The organism is Thalassoroseus sp., from assembly GCF_984380535.1.
The window spans coordinates 37,228-53,606 of the sequence record NZ_CFHRBF010000005.1; the positions used below are offsets into that span (position 1 = coordinate 37,228).

The window sequence follows — 16,379 nt, forward strand, 5'->3', positions numbered from 1 at the left end:
CCACAACCCACAACCCACAACCCACAACCCACAACCCACAACCCACAACCCACAAGCCACAACCCACAACCCACAACCCACAACTGACAACTGACAACTGACAACCATCCCACCATGCCCACTTCGTCCACGACAACCCGATCTTTCCCCCGTAGTTCCTGGCTATGGTTGGCGGCGGTGTTGGCGGTCGCGAGCATGCATTTTTGGTTTCCGAATTTCTCACCCGGTTCCGACTACGACAGCTACAGTACGAAAGCCGAGGGCAAACTCGCGTTCTATCGACTGCTACGGGAGGAAGGCGAGAAACTTGGTTGGCGAGTGAAACGCACGTTCTCGCCGCTCACCAACCGCAAAGACATGACCGACAATCCCCGCGGTTCGCTGTTGGCCTTGTTGGGACCGGGCCGGGAACTTTCGTCGGAAGAATGGAACGCCTTGCTGAGTTGGACCCGCGAAGGCGGTACATTGCTGGTCGCTGCCCGCGATGATTTGCCGGAGTTGTCGATTCCCACACTCGACATGCACGTCAGACCGCTCGAAGATGCGACCGCTGCCGACCGTTATGAAGACACCACCGGAGTCGTCCACACGAGTCTTCTAGAATTCGGCGATTTGTACTGGGAATCGTCGGCGTTCATCGACGCGCCCAATTCACAGGCGCTCGTGGAATATGGCGGCTACAAACAAGCGGTTGTGCAGGAAGTCGGACGGGGCCAAGTGATTTTGGTCGCCACCGATTTTCTGTTCTGGAACCAATCGCTCGCCTGGGTCGACAACCCGATTTTGGCGTTCGCGGTGTTGAAAACCGACCGACACGACTACAACGCCGTCAATTCCCATCCGATCAAACGGGTGGCGATCGATGAATCTTTGAACGCCAGCAGCACACCGAAAGTCGTGGGGCTTTTGTTGGAACCGCCGTTGCGTTCGGTGACGATCCAAGCGTTTGTGTTGGTGCTGTTATTCGCTTGGTGGCGGAATCGGCGGTTTGGTCCCATTGCCCCGGAACCAGCAGCGGTTCGGCGAAATCTTGTCGACCACACCGATACCGTGGGCAGTCACGCATGGAAAGCTCGCAGTTCCGGGCGGATGGTTGAAGCGTACCTCAGCCATCTGCGTCAGGAACTCAAACTTGCAACGCTCCACGGCCATGAAGACCGTGTGCTCGAACCCATTGCCCGTCGGTTGAACCGCCCGGTCGCCAAGGTAGAACGGCTTCTCGAACAGGCGGAGAAAGCCACGCAAATGCCAAAGTTGCCTCGCAAGACCGCTGCGGAAGTCATCCGTCGATTGGCCATGATCCTCCACGCCTCACGACCAAAAACCGGTGGCGAAGATCCCAAATAAAACGCCACACGTCTTCGACATTCTCTATTCTCAGTCACGCAGGAATCGAGGCCACAATCGATTGGTCGCGTTTCGAATATTCTCTCATCATCGGCTACTGCGACTGAGCGTTCGGCCGTACATCTCTTCCCAATCGCTGAGGTCCGACCATTCATCCGCCGGTTCGGCAACCGGTTCGGAAGCCACCATGTCTTCCTTGGGTTCGCGTTGCAGCAAGTAGCTTCCGTCGTCGGTTTGGTTGAAGAACTGACGGAACCACAGCATCTCGGCGACATTCGGCTGTGGCGAGTACAGGCGAATTTCGATGCCCTTTTCCTGCCAATCGTAGAGCATGCCGAAGAAGCCACTGGGGATATATTTCACAAACTCCATGTTGACGCCCAACCGTTTCGCGCCTTCGACATGAATTTGTTCGGATAGCGTGTCGCGCAGCAGTGCCAAATCCGCTCCGTCCCAAATCTCGATTTGGCCGAGATCAAGCACGGTCGTCTCATTCCACAGGTGAATTGTCATTCGCTTTTTGCGGCGTGAAGCCATTGGCTGCTGTCTCCCCGTGTCTGTCGTTAGAAGATTGCAATCCCGAAGGATCCGCGGACATTTTTCCGTGGGTCCCCAGGACAACCGAAGACAACAGTCCACAAATGCAAAGCCCGGACCGGAGACCGACAGCCAATTGGAAAAATATTGAACGTCCGGCGCAACTCGTTTGTTCAGCGTGCGTTACGATAGTCGATGCCGAGATGCAACGTTCGAAGTTTTGAACAATCATGTTTCCCACTTCAAACATGCCACCGTTCATGTTGATTTTTCACAACGCGAGCAATTCGAAGACGAATGGACCGGTGCGTCGATTCCGTTCATTCCGTCTTCATCGAAACCATCGACAGCCGACGCGAGTCTTCGTAGATTGAAGCGAGACGGGCCATTCATTCACAGGAGGAAACCAATGCACCAATTCACACGTTGGACAACTCACGTCGGCATGAGTGCACTGAGTCTGATCGCCGTCGCCGTCGCAAGTGCCGAGGAAGTGCAACTCGTCAATGGTGACCGTATCACCGGCAATGTGGTTTCCCTCACCGCGAAATCACTCACGCTGAAAAGTGAGGTGCTCGGGGAGATCGTCATTCCGCGAAACAAAGTCGGCACCATTTACCTGGGAGATGTGAAACCGCCCGTTCAAACGGCACCCGCTATCCGTCAGCAACCGCAGGCGGCTGCGAAATCGCCGGAAGACATCATCGGCCAACTCACCGGGCGTGCCGTTCCTGGTGTGAATGGACCATCGCCGAACGATATCGTCCAACAACTTCAGGGCGGTGGCACGATCGATCCCAAAGATTTGCAAGACGTGCAGCAAGCGTTTCCGTTGCTCGCCGCTCCGGAAGCTCAGGCGTACTTCAACGATATGGTGGGCGGATTGATGACCGGTCGCAAGAACCTCGGTGATCTCCGCAAAGATGCCATCACGTCACGCGATATGCTGAAAGATTTGCAGAAAGACCTCGGCCCTGACGGAGCCGCTCTCAACGGATACCTCAGCATCTTGAATCGGTTCATCGATGAAACCGAGCCGCCGAAACAGAAAACACCGCAAACCGACGAAGAGCCCAAACCCAAGACGCCGGCGCGGTTCCCAGCAGTCACACCACCCACAACGGACAACTAACAACTGACCATGATTCAACACGGCCCGTGGAAGATTTTGCAACAACGCCCCGTGCACGCCGATCCCTGGGTAACGCTCCGGCAGGATGACGTGATTCGTCCCGATGGCGAGCCAGGCACGTATACCGTCGTGACTGTCAAACCTGGCGTGTGTGTGCTGGCGGTGGATGACGATCAGAACGCGTACCTCACCGAAGAGTTCCACTACGCCGTCGGTCGCGACACGCTCGAAGGCGTTAGCGGTGGCAGCGAACCCAACGAAGATACCCAACAGACCGCCGTCCGCGAACTGCAAGAAGAAATCGGCATCGTCGCCGAACGGTTCACGAAACTCGGCACGATCGACCCGCTCACTTCGTGTCTCGTCTCACCAACCGATCTGTACTTGGCCCAGGGGCTTAAGTTCGTCGACCCATCCCCTGAAGGCACTGAAGTCATCCGCCGCGTGAAGCTGCCACTCGCCGAAGCCGTCGAACAAGTGATGTCCGGCGAAATCACGCACGGCCCAAGTTGCGTGCTGATTCTGAAAGTCCACCTTTACTTGACGAAACGCTGATCTCTCAGTTGGCGGGTTGCACGCGGGGTACACGAGGAATGGTCGAAAAATGCTCTGTGGCGATCTTCCAGGTCTCGCCGTCCTTCCGCAGGATGAACGTTCCTCGAGATTGCAGAACGAATTTCGCCTGCGTAGCTTTGAGACGAATTTCCGCTCGATAGCGGCACGTCGCCCAGGCGACAGTTCCCTGATGTCCCTGTGCAATAAAAGTGAGCGTAACGCGATCAAAACGGAGTTCGTCAAACGCACCCTCATACATGTTCCGGATCTCTTTTGAACCCTGACGAACATGACCGAGCGACTCAATCGCTACCGTATCGTTTCCCTCGTCATAAAATTGCATCATCTGGTCGACGTTCGAAGTTTTCCAAGTCGCCGCCCATTTCTGGAGCAGTCGTTCGGATACCGTTTGCTCGGCGGCACTCACGTCCACACCGCTCAAACAAAGAACGACTGCAATTACCAATGGATTGACGAACTTCATAGTCGATTCGATCTGGTGTTATCAGGTCTTGAACGTCAAAACGTGTGCGTCTAACCGATGTCGAATTGTGAACGACTCCGGCACTGTTTGCTGGAGTAGTTCCTCGTGTGCGGCATCGAAGGCGACGACTTCTGCGGGCGAAAGTGTGGCACCGATCCCGCGACACGCACGAATTCTTCCTCGCCAACTTTCGCGGGTGAACGGGATGTCTTCGTCGTAATAGAACATCGCCGAGACGTTGAAATGCTCGGCTGCCCAACTCGGGCACGTTGGAATCACACCCGGCCAGTCACTCGCGGACCACTCGGGGTTGAACTGCAGGACCAGCTCTTCACTTCGGCGAGCGATCTCATCTAATCTCGGCAACCAACTGAAGTGCGAGGTCACCAAACATCCACCCGGTTTCAACACGCGGCGAAGTTCTTCAATGACCCGATCTTTGTCAAAGTACAACCAACATTGGTTCGCAGTCACGATGTCAAACGTCGGCTCGGTCCATGGTAGTGACTCCGCCGGTCCAACGTGAAAATCCACATTCAAGTTTTCCGCATCAGCCAAGCGATTTGCTGATTCGATTTGCTCGGCAGAAATGTCGATGCCGGAAACGGTCGCTCCTTGATGGGCGAACTGACGCGCGAGCACACCGGTGCCGGTGCCTAAATCGAGCATGGTTTGCCCAGCCAACCCGACTCCGAACGCAGCCAACCGTACGAAAAAACTCGGCGGCGGACCGGGGCGATAGACCGCATAATCTTCGGACGTTTGCCCCCAATCAATCCGCCGGTTTCCATCGTGCGATTGCAAACCGTGCATCGCGACTCCTTATCCCATCGTCACTCGCTCGCCGAACCGGTGTCCTGCAATGACTTGATGAACGCCAACACGTCAGCAAGTTGCTGCTCCGTGATGTCCTTCTCCAAGCCTTCGGGCATCAGCGATTTGCCACTGGATTTGAGCAAGTCGATGTCTTCGCGTCGCACGGTGACTTCCTTGCCTTCGGGCTGACGCAACGTAATTGCGGTGGCGGTTTCTGCAACTACGATCCCGGCGAACACGCGCCCGTCGACAGTCACGAGATTGTACGACGTGTAGTTCGGTTGACGTTCCCGGTTCGGGTCGAGAATCGCAATCAGCAAGTCATCGAGAGATTTGTTCTTGATCGAGATCAAATCAGGGCCGACGTTATGGCCGGCTCCGTCGGCTCGGTGACATTGCGAGCAGCGTTTCATGTACACTTCGCGACCGGCTTTGGCATTGCTGGCCAAGTCGACCACACCTTGCCAATCAGCGATGACTTTGTCGCGATCGCCAGTCGGTTCGGCTTTCAACAAACGAGCCGCCAACTCGCGAACCGGTTTTGCGGGATGATTCCGCAGGGCTTCTTGTTGCGTCCGTGAGAGATCGGTGCGGGCAATGTCACTTTCTTCGACAGCCTTCATCAGTGCGATGGTGGCGTCCGTTTGTGAGAGGAACTCCGTCACCGCCAATTCGCGGACGCTCGGGCTGAGACCGTCCCAGTGTTTCAACACCGCCGCTGTCGAATCTTCATTCTGATGTTGCACGAGCGACTGAATCGCCACCCGTTGCAAACTTTGCGGCGTCGCGGGACTGAGCAGCGAGTTCAACGCCTTGCGAGCGTTTTTGGTCGCTGACAGACCAAGCAGTTCCGTGGCTGCGAGACGTTCGGTCATCGGGGCATTGGTATCGCGTGTGGTAGCGGCAGCTTCAGTGAACAGGGTCTCGACGGCGGTTCGCACGTCGGCGGTGGCGGCATCGGATTCCAGCAACTTCGCCAGGGTTTGCCGACGCTGTCCCAAACCGGTTGCAATCGCGACAAGAGTACGGCGTTGCAATCCGCGATCGTCGGCGTTCTCCGGTTTCCAGTTCGTCACCCGGGAAAGCCATTTCAAAGTGCCGGCATTGTCGTCGAGGGAAGTCGCAGTTTGCATGACCTTCGGCAACAGTGCAGCCGGATTGAGCGATTGACCGAGCACCTTGGCTTTGTGGTCTTGGGCTGCATTCATCAGCAGATCGAGCATCGCGTCGGCGTGCATCGGGACAGATGACAGGACCGCTTGGGAAACTTCGCCACTGTCTTTCGCGGCCATTAACGCCAACAAACCAGCCGAAGCCGCCAACGAATCGACATCACCCAACGTGAACGCGAGTTGTCGCCGGACACGCACGGAATCGTCCGTCATCAATTTCGAAATAGTCTCGGCGGTGAGTACGTCGGCGGTCGCGATTTTTGTGGCGTATTCGCGAACGGCAGGGTGTGCGTCGCCTAGAGATTCCTTCAACATCGTAGCATCGGCACCACCAATGCGGTCCAACGTGGCGAGAATCTGCACACGACCGGCGGGGTTTTCGGTCTTCGAGAATTGAGTCTTCAGCAGTGTGGCGATTTCGGATTTGGTCGAGTCATCCGCTTGTTGCCATAACAACCGAGCGGCGGTTTCGCGGTTCCAACTGTTGCCAGAGGCCAACTCGGCTACCAATTCCGACAGGGACAATTTGCTCAGATCCTTGGGAGCCGTCCGCTTCCAATTTGGCGGAGTAATCCGGTAAATCCGGCCGCGATCGTGTCCGCTTTCCAAGTCGAGAAACGCTTTGATGTCTTCCGGGATGGAGTAGGGGTGTTCGATCGTTTCGCGGTACATATCGAGTACATACAGTGTGCCATCAGGAGCGTTCACAAAGTTGACCGGGCGGAACCAGGTGTCGGTCGAGGTGATGAATTCCGTATTCTGATCCGCACGCGTGGCGATGAAACTCACGCCGTTCTCAGTGAGCGTTTTGCGATGAATCAGGTTGCCGCCGACATCTCCGATGAACGCGTTGCCTCGATGATCTTCCGGGTACGCACCACCACGGTAAATCGTCACGCCGGTTGCAGACGTGAAGAACCCGGTCGGCACAAGTTCGGTCGCTGCCACGCGATTGGCGAATTTCGGATCGGCGGCTCGTCGACGTGTTCGCACGATCCGCCATGGCTCTGCAGGACTGCGACGGAACACGGGAGCCGCTGGACCTTCTTTCGCGATCGTGCGGACCGAACCCGAGGCACTCAATAGCGGATTGCGTTCCAGGTAGGAAACTTCCGTCACGATGTGCTGAATATGGTTGCTATTACTGCAGATGAAACGGTTGCCGAAGTCGTCGAACGAATGCCCGAACTGTCCGCCACCGGTGACGGCCGACAATTCTTCGGTCTTTGGGTCGAACCGAAAATCCCGAGCACCGAGTGTGAACAGTTTCTCGCCGCGATGCATCAGGTTCGCACCGCTACGACCGCCCGCCGCCCAAATGTGATGATCCAGCCCCCATTTCATGTTGTTCGCAAGAGCTTGCACGTTCGTGCGTTGGAAACCGGAGTACACAACTTCTTGCACATCGGCGATGTCGTCGCCATCGGAATCTTCGAAGTAGTACAAGTTCGGCGGAGCCAACACGAACACGCCGCCGTTGTAACAACACACCGACTGGGGCCAACTGATGCCCTCGGCGAAGATCGTGCTTTTGTCCATCACGCCGTCACCGTCGGTGTCTTTCAGCAAGCGAACCGTGCCGGCATTGCGTTTGCCGAGACCTTTCGGACATTGCTGACGTTTTTCTTCCGAGTATGGATAACCGTGCATCTCGGCGACGTACATCCAACCGTGTTCGTCGAAACACGCATCCACCGGGTCGGCAACCATTGGCTCAGACGCGACGAGTTCCAGTTTGAAACCGTTCTCGACGTGAAACGTATCCAACGCATCTTCCGCCTCGACAGCGGGCAAGCGTTTCATCTCGGACGCCAAATCTTCGTCCGCAAAACTCAGCGACGAAGACAACAAAACGATGAGGAAACCCCACAAGGTGGGAAGCGAGCAACGGAGAGAATAGCAGGCAGGCATTACGTCGAAAGTTCCATGCAACGGAAAATGGGAGCGCGAAACATCGATCAACGGTTGTTGATCAGTTTTCTTCAAGATACAAACTTTCGGCGGGAAAAACAGGCCCCTCGACACAGGTTCGGCGATAATCCCAGCTACCGTCATCTTGCTTCACACGCGTGACGCAACTAAAGCATGCTCCAAACCCACATGCCATCGGGGTTTCCAACGATAACCAGCATGGAACGCTATACTCAGCGCACAATTTTGCGGTGGCGGCCATCATTGGCTCTGGTCCGCAACAGTACACACGATCGGGCGGATCGTTCGACGTGAGAGCTTCTTTCAGAAGATCCGTGACGAACCCGTGATGCCCGGCCGAGCCGTCATCGGTTGCCAATCGCAGTTCCAAGCCGTCGATTGTGAAGTCTTTCACACCGGCTAGATAATCCGCTGACCGCACACCGTAATACATGCCGACTTGTCGAGGCAGTAGCGACAACTCCCGATCGCTGCCGCCGTACTTTTTCAGTCCCAATGCCTCTCGCACAACTGCCAAGAACGGCGTTTGCCCGATTCCACCCGCCACGCACAGCAGGCTTTCGCAATCCGGCGTGGGAAATCCATTACCGAGCGGCCCCCACAATTCGACCGGTTGGCCGGGTTTCCAGTCGGCCATTAGTGAGGTGAGTTTCCCGACCACGACATACCCGAAATCGACGCCCATCGGTTGGCCGTCTTTCTCGTAGACGTCGAACAACGCAAACGGTCGGCCAAGCAGCGGATCGGTGCGACCGGGGGCATGCACCATAAAAAACTGCCCCGGCACAATCTGCCCGGCGATCTCCGGACACTGAATCCGCAACCGATACGTATCTTTCGCCATCGGCTCGTGAGCCACCACCGTCGCAAGAGTCTGTCGAGCTGTCGGGACCAAACCGGGAAGAGCCGAATTCATGTGATTTTCCGTCGTGTATTTCATCAAGTTCCTTCAGCAACATCGTCGGCGGAGAGACGAGAGTCAAGGCACAAGCCTTACTGTCGAATAATAGGATACAAAGATACACATCCATGCGATAAAATCACAATTGGTTTCCGAGTCGCCACAGGCATATTGGGGCCAACCGATGTTGAAATGCACAGCGTCAGGTGCTTAGATAACATGAAAACCAAGCGTCGCCCTGACAGGATCTGACGAGCGATCATAGCCCATGAAAACATCCGCGGGAACCGGTACTCTGACGCCGCAGCAACTCGCCGGGGTAGTTCCGTTTGGGCGGTATCGCATCGAGGAACTGCTGGGCGAAGGTGCGATGGGCAGTGTCTATCGGGCGTTCGATCAAACCCTGAAGCGGCCGGTGGCCTTGAAAATCCCGAAGTCGAAACGCGACCGCACCGAACGTGCCCGACAACGTTTCCTGCGGGAGGCCCAATCGGCGGCCATCTTGCTACACCGCAACATTTGCCCGGTTTTCGATGTGGGCACCATCGACGGTGTCGACTTCATCGCAATGGGATTTGTGGCGGGGCGTCCGTTATCGGATTACATCGAAAACCAACGAACGCTTTCACAGCGAGCGGTGGCTGTGGTCATCCGCAAACTCGCTTTGGCGATGGCGAGCGCTCATGAGAAGGGCATCGTGCATCGCGATCTCAAACCGGCGAACATCATGATCGATTCCGAGAAAGAACCGGTCATCATGGATTTCGGTCTGGCGATGCAAGCCAACGAGTCGTCGATCACGCCGGAAGATTTGCCCGCGATCGAGAATCGCGAAAACGCTACCCGCCTCACCCAAGCCGGTGCCATTCTCGGCACACCGGCTTACATGTCTCCCGAGCAAGTCTCGGGAGACCCGTCTGCTGTCGGGCCGCAAAGTGATATCTACAGTTTGGGCGTGGTCTCGTATGAAATGCTGGTCGGCCAGATCCCTTTTGCCGGGCCACCGATGTCGGTCTTCAGTCAGATTTTAAATGCCACGCCGGACTTTTCTCATCCGGAATGTTCCGAACTCGATCCCGAACTGCAGCAAATCTGTCTCAAGATGATGGCCAAACGCGGCGAAGATCGGTATCCCGATATGAAGTCCGTCGCGAACGCGTTGACCGATTATCTCAGAGGCGGTTCGGCGACCGAGACCCAAACCGGGACTGACTCGAAGGACTTCGCGTTCGCCACAACAATCATCAACCGCACACCCCCCGATCACAAACCCGTCCTGCCCACCTTCGCTGCGAATGACGCAACCGACCGCGGGCGGCGAAACCTCAAACCTTGGTTACTGGGAGCTAGTGGAATCTTGGTCGCGTTACTCTTGTCCCTTGTGCTGTTCAGTCGAGATGTTCCTGACGAATCTCCACGATCGACCGACAATCGGGCGTCTGAAGTCGTCGGTCATGCGGCGAACGAGCCCGCCTCGATCAATACACCATCGCAAACCGACATCGTCCAAGTCGGGGATCCCGATCTCGATTCGGGTTCGGGTTCGCAAAACCGCCCGAAATCGCAATCAAATCCGGACGAGCAACTCGCCCTCGCACCGCCGCGAGATTCATCTTCCACAACATCGAAATCCACCAAATTTGTGAACGCGGCGAATTCCGACCCGTTGCCGGAAGGTCGACCCATCGACTTGCTTCAAATGGTGGACTTGTCGAAACACGTTTATCGTGGGCACTGGGAACGACAAGGTCACGGAGTGGGTTGCGATGAATCCGTCGATGCGACGCTAATGGCACCCGTTGCGGTGTCCGGCAGTTATGAAGTCGACCTGGAATTCACCCGCCGCACTCAGAACGATGGCATTTCGCTCATCGGCCCGATGGGTGAGCAACCGGGGAGTGTCGTCGTCAGTGGTTTCAACGGCAGCGTTGGCGGACTGTCGAAAGTTGATGGTAAATCGTTGAAAGATCTGCCGGAGTCGTCCGGGGCATCTGTCAAACCGAATTCGATCGAAAACGGTCGTCGACACCGACTTCACGTGAGAGTTGATCGCAGTCCGAATACCGTCGCCGTCAACGCGACTCTCGATGGGCAACGATTGGTTCTGTGGAAAGGCTCCACGACCGCCATCACCGATGATCCCAAATTTGTGTTGCCTTGCGTTGATGCTCTTGGCGTGCGGGTTGGTCATTCGGTGGTCGATATCCACAAATGGGAACTAACCGTCATCCGCGACGCTGGCGAAGCGTACCCGCTTGGCGACGATTTCCAGAACCCAATCACCGCTGCCGCCGATGCGCCGCCGAAGGAAATCCGATCGGAATGCGAAGAGTGGAACGGGAAGTATTACTACGTTTCCAAAGACGAACTCAGTTTGGCCCAAGCCAACGCCATGGCTCGGAAATGGAACGCGAGAATGCTGACAATTTCGACCGACGCAGAATTTCAACATTGGGTGCAGAAAAGCCCAGGTCGGAAATACTGGCTTAGCGGTTGGCGTCGACAGGGAGAGAAAGTTTGGCGTGACGAGCGAAATCGGCCGTTGCAATACTTCAATTGGCATCGCGGACAACCGCAACTCCGTGCCGGCGACTTACGACTCGCACTCTTCACCGGTCAAGCCGAAGCGGGCTATCACGACACCCCACCAGGCGCACCCCGTCTGCACGTCGCCTTGGAATGGGGAGAGGAGTACGCGGAAGCCACCGAACTCGCTGAACTCAAGAAATCCGAAGAACTACCGACCGGCCGATCGGTGGATTTGTTAGAGATGGTAAAACTTCCCGATCACGTTCTTCGCGGCCACTGGGAGCAACGCGGCGATACCGTCGGCTGTGAAGCTTCGGACGATGCCATGTTAATGTTTCCCGTCGCCGTCGAAGGAAGTTACGAAATCGATTGCGAGTTTACTCGTCGCGCGGGTAACGAGAACCTGGCGATCATTTTTCCCACGGGAAACCACTTTGGTGCCGTTAAGCTCAGTGCCAAAGGAAATCGTCTGAGTGGCTTACACTCCGCGAACGGCAAAGAGTTGCAGGATGGCTCGCCTGCGCCGGGAGCTGGTGTCAAAGCCGGTCTCGTCACCAATGGGCAACGCTGTCATTTGCACATCGACGTCATCCAACGCGGTGAATCACTCCAAGTCAATGCCTTGATGAACAACCAACGTTTCGTGTTATGGAAGGGTTCAGTCGACGCCCTGACGGTTTACTCGCACTGCGTGTTGCCCTGCCACAAAGCGATCGGATTTTTGGCCCATCATTCCGTCGTCGACATTCACAAGTTCGAACTTAAAGTCGACCGACGTAGCAACGCGTATCAATTGGGAGACGACTTCGAAACTCCAATCACCCAAGTCGCCGCCGCCCCTCCGAAAGAGATTTTGTCACAATGTATCCAGCGGAACGGGCAGTATTACTACATTTCGAATAATGCGATCGAGTTCAAATATGCCCACCAGTTGGCCGCGAAGTTGAACGCCCGACTGCTCACAATTTCCTCACCGGAAGAGGAGAGGTTCTTTCTCGATGAGGGACGCGGCAGAAAATTCTGGCTCAGCGGTTGGCGACGGGAAGGAGATCGCGTGTGGAGAGACGAACGCAACCGACCGCTACGTTACATCGGCCAATGGGGTCCAGGTCAGCCGCAACTTGGCAGCCATGAAACGCGATTGCAGTTCTCGACCAAGAACGACGAGAAAGGCTTCCACGACGGCAACCCAACATCGCCCGACATTCACGCCGTCCTCGAATGGGGCGAAGAGCATGAGTAGTGTTTGTGGGCCGGGGGCGGAAAGTTCAAATCAATTGCGGACCGTATGAAACATGGAGATATTGATAGACCTATCAATTTTAGTCTTTTCGCTTGCGATTGGCTTCGCATTGCTGGTCATGATTGCAATTGGTTGTTTGCTCATTCCGGTTTCGGCAATCGCAGGTTTTGCTCTTTTGGTTTTGGCAGCCTCAGAAATCCTGTCTGCTCGGTGGAAGTCTGGTTTGATCATGTTCACCGGCGGGGTCTTTGCCTGTCTGACGACGGCTGTAGCAAAGTCTGCAACAATTGCGATCGTCACCACAGTCGTCAATTCACCGATTGCGAACTAGCGCTGTCCGCCTAAACCCAGGGGGCAATACGTTCTCCGGGTTTCAGTTCATTGCGTTGATAATGGAAGACGGTGCCAAGAACGATTTCAAGCTTTTCGGCTGCAATCGTGAATTCTGAGTCTTCAGCTTGAATGTGGTATTGAGAAGCGCCGCAACCACACGGACACGGGCCGAAATCATGAAACTGAGGGTGATGAAAGTTGATCGCACAATCAATGCGACAAACGTCCGTAAATACGAGTTCCACGTCGTGATAATAGACCAGGTTATTAGACCCGATCACCAACAACTCGGACCCATCGAAGTGCTGAATCCGATAGTCCCATAGTTTGAGATTGTTGGCATCGATTAGAGTCGACATAGCACTCTAAGGTTTGCGTCGTCCGCGTCGGCCGGTGGGTTTGGACGATGAGCCTTTCGAGCCGAAGCGTTTGCTGGACGGTTTTCGGCTTCCGCCTTTTTTTCCGCTGGGTTTGCGTTTGCCGCTGGCCGGTTTTTTCGGACCGCCAGAGCGGTCGGCTTTCTGACGCTGCACGAGTTTCTTCAGGTCTTCAAGTTCACTCTCTCGCAGCGGACGGTATTTGCCCATCGCGAGGTTGCCGAGTTTCACCGGGCCAAACGTCACACGTTGCAGCTTCATCACTTTGTGACCGACGCGGGCGAACAGTCGACGAATTTCCCGGTTCCGACCTTGGCGGAGTTCGATTTCTAGAATCGTACTGTTGCCTTGACCGCGAATGCGTTCGATATGGTTGACGAAAAATTTGCCCTCGTTGAAATAGACACCTTCGCGGAGTTGCTTAAACGTCTCTGCATTGGGTTTGCCGGCCACTTGAACTTGGTAACGTCGCGGCACCGCATACCGGGGGTGAGCCAACCGATTCGCGAGTTCGCCGTCGTTGGTGATCAACAACAAACCGAGGCTGTTTTCATCGAGTCGACCGATCGAGAACAAGCGGGCATCGTCTGCGATGAGGTCGACCGCTTTCGGGCGTCCACCGGGGTCGTGATTCGTGCACACATAACCTGGCGGCTTATGCAGCACGTAGTACTTCTTCTTCTCTTGCTTGATGCGTTCGCCATCGACCGCCACCGTTTGCGAACGCGGGTCAACCTTCACACCAAGATCGGTCACCGGTTGGCCATCAATCGTAACGCGACCATCGGTGATGTATTCTTCACACTTCCGCCGCGAGCCAAAACCGGCGGCGGCTAAAAACTTTTGCAGGCGAATCTGCAGCTCGTCATCATCATTCGACAAGGCAGATTCAATCGGACTAACCATGAGTTGATTCTTCGAATATGGGCGAGGGATGAGAGCCCAGGGACCAGTGATAGACAAAGTTTGTAGGGTAGGTGCAGCGAAGCAAAACCCACCATGTGATCGACATTGAACGGACTAAGTGCGTTTCGCTTCGCTGCACGCACCCAACTTATTTACGAATCGCGGTTCGAATCGTAGTGCTCGAAGAACTCGTCGATTAAAGAACACAGCTGATCGAAGAACCTCTCATCACTCTTGTCACTAAGAATGCCTCCCGTGACTTCGTTCGGACAAACCACGTCGGAAATCACGTTTCCACATGTACAACGGAATTTGCTCATTTTCGATTCTCGAAATGGTCGAGCGATGACAGCGTCAATCATCATATCACATTTCGAACACAACGATCGACGTAGCCATTTGCCGCAAGCAATCGCAACGCGATAATCGTTCCGGCTCTGGCCTCTGGACCCTTGTCCCTAGGCCATCAAACACCGCCGGCTTTCAGGTATTGCACACCCGCCAGCATGACGGCGGCGCACTGGATGGTTTCCAAGATCGCTTCGTCTTTGACGCCGAGGTCGCGGGCTTTCTTGACGTGACCGCTCACGCAGGGTTTGCAGGCATTCATATCGCTGATCGCGATGTTGATCAGTTCGACAGTGGCGTCATCGAAACTTGTGCCATGGAAGGTGTGAGCACGCAACCCGACTGACATGCCTTCAAAGACATCCGTACCCGCGATGTCGCGGAACTTGAAAAACGTGTTGTACATGTAATTCGTCGAAGCCACCGCGAGGGCTTCGGCGATTTGATCGTCGGTGAATCCCTGGGATTTCGCCCGTTCGGTGAAGAAGTCCGCCCATACATCACAGTCGGCAGACGCACAAACACAGAGTGCAATCAACGTGCGTTTTTGCTCGTCGAGCGCTCCACTACCAACGACGAACTTCTTGAAGTTCATGAAGAAGTCTTGCAGAAACGCCGGCACCCGGCCATAAGCCAAAAACGGTTCCGGGACGGATTCCGTGCCGAGCAACTCACAAACGCGTTCGTAAGTCCGAGCGGTTTTGTCGACCGCTTCGGCAGCCGAAAGTGGGGTGATGCGTGACATGGGAAATCCTCCTTCCAATAACGAAACAAAGCCACCGGGGTGATTCCCGATGGCGAACCCGCTCGTTTGGGCGGGCTGACGGAGAAGTCAAATTCTCAACTGAATGGGTCGGGTGTCACTGGCTCCACCAGTGCTTTCGTCCTCAAACATTCAACGACCTTCGCACTAGCAAAGCCAGTGACACCCGAGTTTCTCAAGCACAATGTGCAACTAGTTCAAGGTTTCTTCGCCTTGCTTCCAGTTGCAGGGGCAGAGTTTGTCGGTTTGCAGGGCATCGAGCACACGCAAAGTTTCTTCGACGTTACGGCCGACACCGAGATCGTGCACAGCCATCCAACGCACGATGCCGTTCGGATCGATCAGGAAGATACCCCGATAGGCCAACCCCTTTTCCTCGTCGAACACGCCGAAGGCTTCGGAAAGCGCATGGCCTGGGTCGGCGAGCATGGGATACTTCATTTTCGCCAAGTCTTCGTGAGATTCACACCAACCTTTGTGAGAAAACTCGCTGTCGGTACTGGCGGTTAGCACGACACAATCGCGATCTTCGAATTCATCCAAGTTTTGATTGAACGACACAATTTCCGTCGGGCAGACGAACGTAAAGTCGCGTGGGTAGAAGAACAGACAAACCCATTTGCCTTTGAAGTCAGCCAGCGAGACTTTCGAGAACTCGCCGTCGGTTCCGTCTTTGTCGCGGTTGTAGGCGGTGACTTCAAATTCGGGGGCCGGTTTGCCGACTCGGATACTCATCGATCGTTACTCCAGTTGAAATTCATGATTTGGCGTCTGAGAGCAGTTTGCCTGCGAGCATCACGGCTTCTGTCTCGTGGATGCCGGGAAAAACGGTTTTTTCGCGTGTATCACGGACACGGAAGACCGTGAGGTCTTAGCCGGAAGTATATCCACCTCATCCTGCACGGCAAGGGTGTGAACAAATCAGGCGTGAGTGAATACAAAGGTGGGCATAATAAAACGCGGCTCGGGATACCCGAACCGCGTTCATGACTTTAACCGTATCA

At 55.3% G+C, this 16,379-nt stretch carries 15 protein-coding genes and 1 pseudogene; 4 read left to right on the forward strand and 12 right to left on the reverse strand.

Annotated features, from left to right (window positions below; all coding sequences use genetic code 11):
- Positions 1 to 197, reverse strand: a pseudogene (locus AC5DDB_RS07945) (hypothetical protein); the annotation flags it as partial.
- On the opposite strand from AC5DDB_RS07945, the gene AC5DDB_RS07950 reads away from it, so the two are divergent.
- Positions 196 to 1,347 (forward strand): DUF4350 domain-containing protein, encoded by a 1,152-nt coding sequence (locus AC5DDB_RS07950; protein WP_491739170.1) that lies wholly within the window; start codon positions 196 to 198, stop codon positions 1,345 to 1,347. The pseudogene AC5DDB_RS07945 and the gene AC5DDB_RS07950 overlap by 2 nt on opposite strands.
- Positions 1,348 to 1,434: 87 nt before the next feature.
- Here AC5DDB_RS07950 and AC5DDB_RS07955 read toward each other — a convergent pair whose 3' ends face one another.
- Positions 1,435 to 1,884 (reverse strand): STAS domain-containing protein, encoded by a 450-nt coding sequence (locus AC5DDB_RS07955; protein WP_491739171.1) that lies wholly within the window; start codon positions 1,882 to 1,884, stop codon positions 1,435 to 1,437.
- 409 nt (positions 1,885 to 2,293) lie between these two features.
- On the opposite strand from AC5DDB_RS07955, the gene AC5DDB_RS07960 reads away from it, so the two are divergent.
- Together AC5DDB_RS07960 and AC5DDB_RS07965 are read left to right on the forward strand one after the other, a co-directional pair.
- Positions 2,294 to 3,016 carry a hypothetical protein gene (locus AC5DDB_RS07960; protein ID WP_491739172.1) on the forward strand — a complete coding sequence of 241 codons (723 nt, stop codon included), beginning with the start codon at positions 2,294 to 2,296 and terminating at the stop codon, positions 3,014 to 3,016.
- Between the two features lie 9 nt (positions 3,017 to 3,025).
- Positions 3,026 to 3,571 carry an NUDIX domain-containing protein gene (locus AC5DDB_RS07965; RefSeq protein ID WP_491739173.1) on the forward strand — a complete coding sequence of 182 codons (546 nt, stop codon included), beginning with the start codon at positions 3,026 to 3,028 and terminating at the stop codon, positions 3,569 to 3,571.
- A 4-nt stretch (positions 3,572 to 3,575) separates the two neighbouring features.
- On the opposite strand, the gene AC5DDB_RS07970 is transcribed toward AC5DDB_RS07965, so the two are convergent.
- The 4 genes from AC5DDB_RS07970 to AC5DDB_RS07985 all read right to left on the reverse strand — a co-directional run bounded on the left by AC5DDB_RS07970 (position 3,576) and on the right by AC5DDB_RS07985 (position 8,891).
- On the reverse strand, positions 3,576 to 4,055 hold the full coding sequence (locus AC5DDB_RS07970; protein WP_491739174.1) for a YybH family protein: 480 nt from the start codon (positions 4,053 to 4,055) through the stop codon (positions 3,576 to 3,578).
- A 21-nt stretch (positions 4,056 to 4,076) separates the two neighbouring features.
- Entirely contained in the window at positions 4,077 to 4,868 is a 792-nt protein-coding gene (locus AC5DDB_RS07975; RefSeq protein ID WP_491739175.1) for a class I SAM-dependent methyltransferase, read from the reverse strand.
- 20 nt (positions 4,869 to 4,888) lie between these two features.
- The gene (locus AC5DDB_RS07980) at positions 4,889 to 7,954 is read right to left on the reverse strand and encodes a PVC-type heme-binding CxxCH protein (RefSeq protein ID WP_491739176.1); all 3,066 of its coding nucleotides are present in this window, start codon (positions 7,952 to 7,954) and stop codon (positions 4,889 to 4,891) included.
- Positions 7,955 to 8,015: 61 nt separating this feature from the next.
- On the reverse strand, positions 8,016 to 8,891 hold the full coding sequence (locus AC5DDB_RS07985; protein WP_491739177.1) for a dihydroorotate dehydrogenase electron transfer subunit: 876 nt from the start codon (positions 8,889 to 8,891) through the stop codon (positions 8,016 to 8,018).
- A 253-nt stretch (positions 8,892 to 9,144) separates the two neighbouring features.
- Here AC5DDB_RS07985 and AC5DDB_RS07990 point away from each other — a divergent pair, with 253 nt between their 5' ends.
- Positions 9,145 to 12,648, forward strand: a complete 3,504-nt coding sequence (locus AC5DDB_RS07990) for a protein kinase domain-containing protein (protein WP_491739178.1) — start codon at positions 9,145 to 9,147, stop codon at positions 12,646 to 12,648.
- Positions 12,649 to 12,678: 30 nt separating this feature from the next.
- Here AC5DDB_RS07990 and AC5DDB_RS07995 read toward each other — a convergent pair whose 3' ends face one another.
- The 6 genes from AC5DDB_RS07995 to AC5DDB_RS08020 all read right to left on the reverse strand — a co-directional run bounded on the left by AC5DDB_RS07995 (position 12,679) and on the right by AC5DDB_RS08020 (position 16,110).
- On the reverse strand, positions 12,679 to 12,948 hold the full coding sequence (locus AC5DDB_RS07995) for a hypothetical protein (RefSeq protein WP_491739179.1): 270 nt from the start codon (positions 12,946 to 12,948) through the stop codon (positions 12,679 to 12,681).
- 41 nt (positions 12,949 to 12,989) lie between these two features.
- Positions 12,990 to 13,340 (reverse strand): hypothetical protein, encoded by a 351-nt coding sequence (locus AC5DDB_RS08000; protein ID WP_491739180.1) that lies wholly within the window; start codon positions 13,338 to 13,340, stop codon positions 12,990 to 12,992.
- A 6-nt stretch (positions 13,341 to 13,346) separates the two neighbouring features.
- Positions 13,347 to 14,264, reverse strand: coding sequence for a pseudouridine synthase (locus AC5DDB_RS08005; protein WP_491739181.1), 918 nt, complete (start codon positions 14,262 to 14,264; stop codon positions 13,347 to 13,349).
- A 152-nt stretch (positions 14,265 to 14,416) separates the two neighbouring features.
- A complete protein-coding gene (locus tag AC5DDB_RS08010) occupies positions 14,417 to 14,629 on the reverse strand; it encodes a DUF8617 domain-containing protein (protein WP_491739182.1) in 213 nt (70 codons plus the stop codon).
- A gap of 101 nt (positions 14,630 to 14,730) precedes the next feature.
- A complete protein-coding gene (locus tag AC5DDB_RS08015) occupies positions 14,731 to 15,357 on the reverse strand; it encodes a carboxymuconolactone decarboxylase family protein (protein WP_491739183.1) in 627 nt (208 codons plus the stop codon).
- A 210-nt stretch (positions 15,358 to 15,567) separates the two neighbouring features.
- Positions 15,568 to 16,110, reverse strand: coding sequence for a peroxiredoxin (locus tag AC5DDB_RS08020; RefSeq protein WP_491739184.1), 543 nt, complete (start codon positions 16,108 to 16,110; stop codon positions 15,568 to 15,570).
- Positions 16,111 to 16,379 lie beyond the last annotated feature (269 nt).

Bases quoted from the DNA above. Each gene is read 5' to 3' on its own strand.
- AC5DDB_RS07950 (WP_491739170.1), top strand. From the start codon at position 196: ATGCATTTTTGGTTTCCGAATTTCTCACCCGGTTCCGACTACGACAGC.
- AC5DDB_RS07955 (WP_491739171.1), bottom strand. From the start codon at position 1,884: ATGGCTTCACGCCGCAAAAAGCGAATGACAATTCACCTGTGGAATGAG.
- AC5DDB_RS07960 (WP_491739172.1), top strand. From the start codon at position 2,294: ATGCACCAATTCACACGTTGGACAACTCACGTCGGCATGAGTGCACTG.
- AC5DDB_RS07965 (WP_491739173.1), top strand. From the start codon at position 3,026: ATGATTCAACACGGCCCGTGGAAGATTTTGCAACAACGCCCCGTGCAC.
- AC5DDB_RS07970 (WP_491739174.1), bottom strand. From the start codon at position 4,055: ATGAAGTTCGTCAATCCATTGGTAATTGCAGTCGTTCTTTGTTTGAGC.
- AC5DDB_RS07975 (WP_491739175.1), bottom strand. From the start codon at position 4,868: ATGCACGGTTTGCAATCGCACGATGGAAACCGGCGGATTGATTGGGGG.
- AC5DDB_RS07980 (WP_491739176.1), bottom strand. From the start codon at position 7,954: ATGCCTGCCTGCTATTCTCTCCGTTGCTCGCTTCCCACCTTGTGGGGT.
- AC5DDB_RS07985 (WP_491739177.1), bottom strand. From the start codon at position 8,891: ATGAATTCGGCTCTTCCCGGTTTGGTCCCGACAGCTCGACAGACTCTT.
- AC5DDB_RS07990 (WP_491739178.1), top strand. From the start codon at position 9,145: ATGAAAACATCCGCGGGAACCGGTACTCTGACGCCGCAGCAACTCGCC.
- AC5DDB_RS08000 (WP_491739180.1), bottom strand. From the start codon at position 13,340: ATGTCGACTCTAATCGATGCCAACAATCTCAAACTATGGGACTATCGG.
- AC5DDB_RS08005 (WP_491739181.1), bottom strand. From the start codon at position 14,264: ATGGTTAGTCCGATTGAATCTGCCTTGTCGAATGATGATGACGAGCTG.
- AC5DDB_RS08010 (WP_491739182.1), bottom strand. From the start codon at position 14,629: ATGATGATTGACGCTGTCATCGCTCGACCATTTCGAGAATCGAAAATG.
- AC5DDB_RS08015 (WP_491739183.1), bottom strand. From the start codon at position 15,357: ATGTCACGCATCACCCCACTTTCGGCTGCCGAAGCGGTCGACAAAACC.
- AC5DDB_RS08020 (WP_491739184.1), bottom strand. From the start codon at position 16,110: ATGAGTATCCGAGTCGGCAAACCGGCCCCCGAATTTGAAGTCACCGCC.